Origin of the sequence: Lacinutrix sp., from assembly GCF_023299985.1 — a bacterium.
In the GTDB taxonomy this organism is placed as follows: domain Bacteria; phylum Bacteroidota; class Bacteroidia; order Flavobacteriales; family Flavobacteriaceae; genus Lacinutrix.
In genome coordinates this window covers 1-6,070 of sequence record NZ_JALZVX010000197.1, presented here as the reverse complement: position 1 = coordinate 6,070, position 6,070 = coordinate 1, and the positions used below count along the sequence as shown (strand labels likewise).

Annotated in this window: 7 protein-coding genes; 2 read left to right on the top strand and 5 right to left on the bottom strand. The window is 31.1% G+C overall.

The window, feature by feature from the left end:
- Nucleotides 1–39: 39 nt before the first annotated feature.
- A complete protein-coding gene (locus Q0C58_RS10635) occupies nucleotides 40–699 on the bottom strand; it encodes a metal-dependent transcriptional regulator (RefSeq protein WP_290701189.1) in 660 nt (219 codons plus the stop codon).
- Nucleotides 700–811: 112 nt separating this feature from the next.
- Here Q0C58_RS10635 and Q0C58_RS10630 point away from each other — a divergent pair, with 112 nt between their 5' ends.
- Nucleotides 812–1,240 (top strand): hypothetical protein, encoded by a 429-nt coding sequence (locus Q0C58_RS10630; RefSeq protein WP_290701186.1) that lies wholly within the window; start codon nucleotides 812–814, stop codon nucleotides 1,238–1,240.
- A gap of 42 nt (nucleotides 1,241–1,282) precedes the next feature.
- On the opposite strand, the gene Q0C58_RS10625 is transcribed toward Q0C58_RS10630, so the two are convergent.
- From Q0C58_RS10625 to Q0C58_RS10610, 4 genes are all read right to left on the bottom strand, one after another.
- The gene (locus Q0C58_RS10625) at nucleotides 1,283–1,414 is read right to left on the bottom strand and encodes a FeoB-associated Cys-rich membrane protein (protein WP_290701184.1); all 132 of its coding nucleotides are present in this window, start codon (nucleotides 1,412–1,414) and stop codon (nucleotides 1,283–1,285) included.
- Nucleotides 1,415–3,517, bottom strand: coding sequence for a ferrous iron transport protein B (feoB, locus tag Q0C58_RS10620; protein WP_290701181.1), 2,103 nt, complete (start codon nucleotides 3,515–3,517; stop codon nucleotides 1,415–1,417).
- Entirely contained in the window at nucleotides 3,510–3,743 is a 234-nt protein-coding gene (locus Q0C58_RS10615) for a FeoA family protein (protein WP_290701178.1), read from the bottom strand. Before Q0C58_RS10615 ends, feoB begins: the two co-directional genes overlap by 8 nt.
- 72 nt (nucleotides 3,744–3,815) lie before the next feature.
- Nucleotides 3,816–4,487, bottom strand: coding sequence for an SCO family protein (locus Q0C58_RS10610; protein WP_290701175.1), 672 nt, complete (start codon nucleotides 4,485–4,487; stop codon nucleotides 3,816–3,818).
- Nucleotides 4,488–4,655: 168 nt separating this feature from the next.
- On the opposite strand from Q0C58_RS10610, the gene rseP reads away from it, so the two are divergent.
- The gene (gene rseP / locus Q0C58_RS10605) at nucleotides 4,656–6,005 is read left to right on the top strand and encodes an RIP metalloprotease RseP (RefSeq protein WP_290701172.1); all 1,350 of its coding nucleotides are present in this window, start codon (nucleotides 4,656–4,658) and stop codon (nucleotides 6,003–6,005) included.
- The last annotated feature ends 65 nt before the right edge of the window (nucleotides 6,006–6,070 follow it).

The following is a 6,070-nucleotide window of genomic DNA, read 5'->3' as shown; positions in this document are numbered from 1 at the left end:
CTTGCAAGCAAAAATGCAAATACTAAGGTTTTAAGTAATCTATTTAATTTCATTTACATAAATAATATTTGTAAAATCTTCGTTTAGAAGAATAGTGTTGTTATTAATTGATATTTGTGTCATTTTATTTTTACTAAATTGCTTTGTAACCAAAACAGTATTACCATATTTAAGCCCGTTTAGTCCACAAAAATCGAAGAATTCTTTATCGTCACTCATTAAGCGTGAAATAGTATAGTTCTTGCCTTCCTTGGTGTTAGATAAACTTATAGAAGTATCTATAGTCGTAATTTCACCATTAGCATTAGGTATTGGGTCTCCATGTGGATCGAACTTTGGGTTGCCTAAATAGGTACTAATTTTATTAGCTAAAAAATTTGAAGTTTCATGTTCTAAAAATTCAGCTTCGCGATGTATTTCATGTAAAGACATATCGAAAGTTTTGTGTAAAAAAGCTTCCCATAATCTATGTTTTCTAATAACATTTAAGGCTAATTTTTCACCAGCCTTCGTTAACTCTAAAGCCTTGTATTTTTCGTAGTTTAACAAATTTTTATTAGCTAAATTTTTAGCCATATCTGTAGCTGCAGCATTACTAATACCAAGAAGCTTAGCAATATTACCAGGCTTGGTGTTTTTTACATCGTTACTATTGTTTTTATAAATAGCTTTTACAAAATTTTCTATTGCTACAGACATCTTAAATATTTTTTTAAGCTTACTTAAATATTTTTCAAATATAACTGAAATTATTAAATTTTGTTATGTTTGGCACGATTTAAGTTATATTTATAATCTAATACATTTTAATATGAAAAATATACTATTTGTTTTTGCTTTTTTAATAACGTGCTCAGGGTTTTCTCAAGATTCTGACTCAACAAAAGTTAAAGCTAAGGCACCCAAAATTATTTCAAAATTAATGTATGGTAAAGCTATTACAGTTGAGGATTTAGAATTTAAGTTTGTTGCTGTAGAGAGCGATTCGCGTTGTCCAAAAGGTGCACAATGTATTTGGGCTGGTGAGGCAGTTGTATTAATTGATATTTTTAAAAATGGAAAGCGATTAGAACAAAAGCGCGTTGTATTTTCTCCAACTGCAAAATTACAAAATTCACTTGGCAATTTGTTTGCTTCGGAAGGACTCAATATTTCGGGATTTAACATTGCACCTTACCCAGAATATAGAAATAAAATTAAAGCTGAAGATTATTATATTCAGTTAGATATTAGAGAGTAATCTGTATTGCTTTAATCTCTTGAGTTCTCTTTATATAGAGATTTAATTGCAACCACAGTCGTCTGTGCCACAAGATTTTTTAGATTTCTTTTTCCAGAAGCTCTTTTTAACTAAAAATAGCACTGCGAAACCCAAGATTATAAATACGACTATATTTTGAAGTATTGTGCTCATTTATTTCAAGAATTGATAGGCTATTAAACCTGCTAAATAGGCAATGGCTGTCATTATTACAAATTGATAAACTGGCCATTTCCAACTATTAGTCTCTTTTTTTACAATAGCCAACGTACTAACACATTGCATTGCGAAAGCATAGAATAATAGTAAAGAAATCCCAGAGGCAAAATTAAATAATGGACCGCCTAAAATTGGATTTACCTCGCCTGCCATTCTATTTTTTATGGTGTTTTCGTCATCACTTCCTACACTATAAATAGTTGCTAAAGTACTAACAAATACTTCTCTAGCAGCGAAAGAACTTACTATTGCTATGCCAATTTTCCAGTCGTAACCTAAAGGTCTAATAGCAGGCTCTATAGCATGACCTGCAATGCCTATAAAAGAATGTTCTAGTTTGTGTGATGCAATTTTGTGTTGCAAATCATCTTCACTTAAATTTTGAGAGGCATATTCCTTAATAATAATATTTTCTGCATTATTAAACTGGTCTCCAGGCCCATAAGAAGCTAATACCCATAGCACTATAGAAATTGCTAAAATTATTTTTCCTGCACCAAAAATAAAGGCTTTTGTTTTTTCTAAAACAGTAAGCGCAACATTTTTTAAAAGCGGTACTTTATAGTTGGGCATTTCTACCACAAAAAAGGTTTTACTTTTAATTTTTAGAATTTTATTTAATGTCCAAGCAGAACCTACTGCAGCTCCAAAACCTATTAAATATAATAACATTAATGTTAATGCTTGATAGCTTAAACCTAATATTCGACCTTCTGGAATAACCAAAGAAATAATAATTAAATAGACAGGTAATCGTGCAGAACAGGTGGTAAAAGGTGTAACCAAAATGGTGATTAAACGCTCTTTCCAGCTTTCAATATTACGGGTTGCCATTATCGCAGGAATAGCACAAGCAGTTCCAGAAATTAATGGTACAATACTTTTTCCGCTTAACCCAAAACGACGCATAACACGATCCATTAAAAAGACAACACGACTCATGTAACCACTTTCTTCTAAAATGGCAATAAATAGAAATAAAAAGGCAATTTGTGGTATAAAAATAACAATACCACCTAATCCGGAAACAATACCTTCAGCAACTAAATCGGTTACTTTTCCACCACCTGGAAAAGTCGCTTTTATCCAATTACTTAATGATGCAAAAGAAGAATCTATCCATTCCATTGGAATGCTTGACCAATCGTAAATAGCTTGAAAAATCGTTAATAAAATAAGAAAGAAAATAACATAACCCCAAATTTTATGTGTGAGAATACGGTCTAACTTTGCACGTACATCTGTAGCTTGAGACGCGTCTATTGTTTGTCCTTTTTTTAGAACTTCATTAATAAATTGATAGCGCTTAATAGTTTCTTTTTGTTGCAGTCGTTTTAAATCGCTTTTAGATTTTGTTTTAAAACTTGCTATAGCATCTAGTTCTTTCCTTTCTGTTTTTCCAAAGTTAACATCTTGTGTAATCACTAACCAAAGCTTATATAATAATTGATTAGGAAACGCTTTGCGAAGCCTATTAAAATACTCTGCATCAATTTCTGAAGCACTTAAACAAGCCTTAGTAGATAATTCTTTATAATTGCTAATTTGGTGTTTTAGGTTGTCTATTCCTTCGTTTTTACGTGTGCTAATAACAGCTATTCTTGTCTCTAATTGCTGCTCTAAGTATTCTAGATCTAATGTAATACCCTTTCTTCGCATGCGATCTGCCATATTTACAACAAGTAAACAAGGGATTTCAAGATCTTTAATTTGTGTAAAAAGTAGAAGGTTACGTTTTAGATTTTCAACATCACTCACAACAACAGCAACATCTGGAAAATCTTTATCGTTTCGGTTTAAAAGTAATTCTATAACTACGTTTTCATCAAGAGAAGAAGCATTTAAACTGTAGGTTCCAGGTAAATCTATAATATGTGCTTTAACGCCTCGCGGTAATTTGCAAATGCCTTCTTTTTTCTCAACAGTAATACCAGGATAATTACCTACTTGTTGGTTTAAGCCTGTAAGTGCATTAAAAACTGAGGTTTTTCCTGTATTGGGATTTCCTATTAAGGCAACATTTATTTGCTTACTCATCTATTTTATCAATTAAAATATGAATAGCTGTTTCTTTTCTAATCGCTAAATAACTTCCGTTAATATTAAGATACATTGGATCTGAAAAAGGAGCAACTTGTACCAACTCTACAAAATTACCTGGAAGGCAACCCATTTCTAGGAGTTTTAATGGAATTAACACTGAAGAAACATCAGTAATTATTCCTTTTTCACCGCGTTTTAAATGTGCTATTGTATGCTGCAAGCTTATTTAGATTGATTTTAAAGAAGCAAAAGTAAGAGAAAAATATAAGGTTAAAAAATTGTAAGTGAAAAACTATTGTTTGTATTCTTTTTTTAACGTTTTAAGATCTCTAAGAAGCGAATCTATTCCAGATTTACTAATCCCATTATAAACACCTCGAATTTGTTTCTTTTTATCTATTAACGCAAAGTTTTCAGTGTGAATCATTCCATAATCGGATGAAATATCGTCTTCCACAACTAGATAAGATTTTCGTGCCAAATCGTAAATTTGCTTACGATCTCCAGTAACTAAATTCCACTTAGTATCATTAACACCTTTTTTAATAGCATAACGTTTAAGCTGTGCAACGCTATCAATCTCTGGAGTAACAGAGTGCGACAATAACATAACATCATCATCATTTAAAATTTGCTCTTGTATATACACCATATTATCTGTCATAATTGGACAAATACTTTGGCAAGTGGTAAAAAAGAAATCGGCAATGTAAATTTTATCTTCGTAATCATCTTGTGTTATCGTCTTTCCGTTTTGGTTAATTAAATTAAAATCTGGAACAGTATGGTATTTTTTAACGTGCTGAATTGTACTATCTACTAATTTAGGTTCAAAGTTAGCAGGTTGATATACTGGTAAGGGTTTTTCAACATTTAAAACAGAATAAATTATTGAGATTATAATTACTGAAAGAATAAAAAATCCAATAGCAAATTTTTTGTAATCTTTAAAAAAAGAAAGCATAAAATAAAATTTAAGTTTTGCTTTACAAAAATACAACGCAAACACTTGTTAAACCATTTTTATGGCTCATAAATTGCTGTTAAATCATAAAAGCATTTATACAATAGCTTTTTAAACTAAGTCTAAATACTTACTTTTGGGCGTTATAAAAATGAATAGATAGAATACATGGGAATTATTATACAAATATCTCAGTTTTTACTGGGTCTTTCACTATTAATCATACTTCACGAGCTTGGTCATTTTATACCAGCAAAATTATTTGGAACCAGAGTAGAGAAATTCTACTTGTTTTTTGATGTTAAGTTTTCACTTTTCAAGAAAAAAATAGGAGAAACAGTATATGGAATTGGTTGGTTACCACTTGGTGGTTACGTCAAGATTTCTGGAATGATTGACGAAAGTATGGATACCGAAGCTATGGCAGAAGAGCCTAAATCTTGGGAGTTTAGGTCTAAACCAACTTGGCAGCGTTTAATTATTATGCTTGGTGGTGTTATTGTAAACTTTATACTGGCTTACGTTATTTATTTTTTCTTGTCTTTTGTTTATGGAGATCGATTTAAAGATGCTGCAACTATTCAAGACGGTTATGTAGTTGAACACCCATTACTTCTTGATATTGGGTTTAAAACTGGCGATAATGTTACTAAGGTTGGAGATTATGATGTAAAATATGTGTCTGACATTACAGGCAATATTATTGGAGCAGAAACGGTTACTTTTATAAGAGATGGCGTAGAGCAAACCATTACTTTGCCTGAAGATTTTTTAGGACAATTGTCAAGCAGTAAAGGTAGAGGAGGCTTTTTTGGTATGCGTTATCCGTTTGTAGTAAGTAGTGTGCCAGATTCTTCTTTAAACAAATCTGCCAATATTAAAGATAAAGATATTATAAGAACTATAGGAGGTAGAGATTTAAAATATATGGATCAGATAGGTTCTATTTTAAATGATTTTAAAGGACAAGAGGTTGGTGTTACTTTATTAAGAGGCGATGAAATAATTACTGAAAAACTAAAAGTTGATAATGATGCTAAATTAGTTATAGTGCCTTATGGTGGTGCTGGTCCAAAAACAATGGAAAAACTAGGTTATTATAAAATGATAACTAAAAAGTACTCTTTTGGAGAAAGCTTTGGAGCAGGTTATAATAAATTTACTACCCAAATGGGTAAGTACTTTGGGCAACTAAAAGTAATAGGTGATGTTAAAACTGGAGCTTATAAAGGTGTTGGCGGTTTTTATGCCATATTAAATGTTTTTCCAGATTTTTGGGATCCTCAAACTTTTTGGAAAACTGTAGCATTCCTTTCTATAATGTTAGGTGTGCTTAACTTATTACCAATTCCTGCTTTAGATGGTGGTCACGTTATGTTTTTGCTATACGAAATGATCTCTGGACGTAAACCAAGCGATAAATTTATGGAGTATGCACAAACTGTAGGCTTCTTTATTTTAATAGCGTTGGTGCTATTTGCCAACGGAAATGATATTTTTAAAGCAATTTTTAATTAAAAAATTAAAAATTGTTTTGCAGTATCTAAAAAACAGATTATATTTGCGCTCGCAACAGCGAAAAA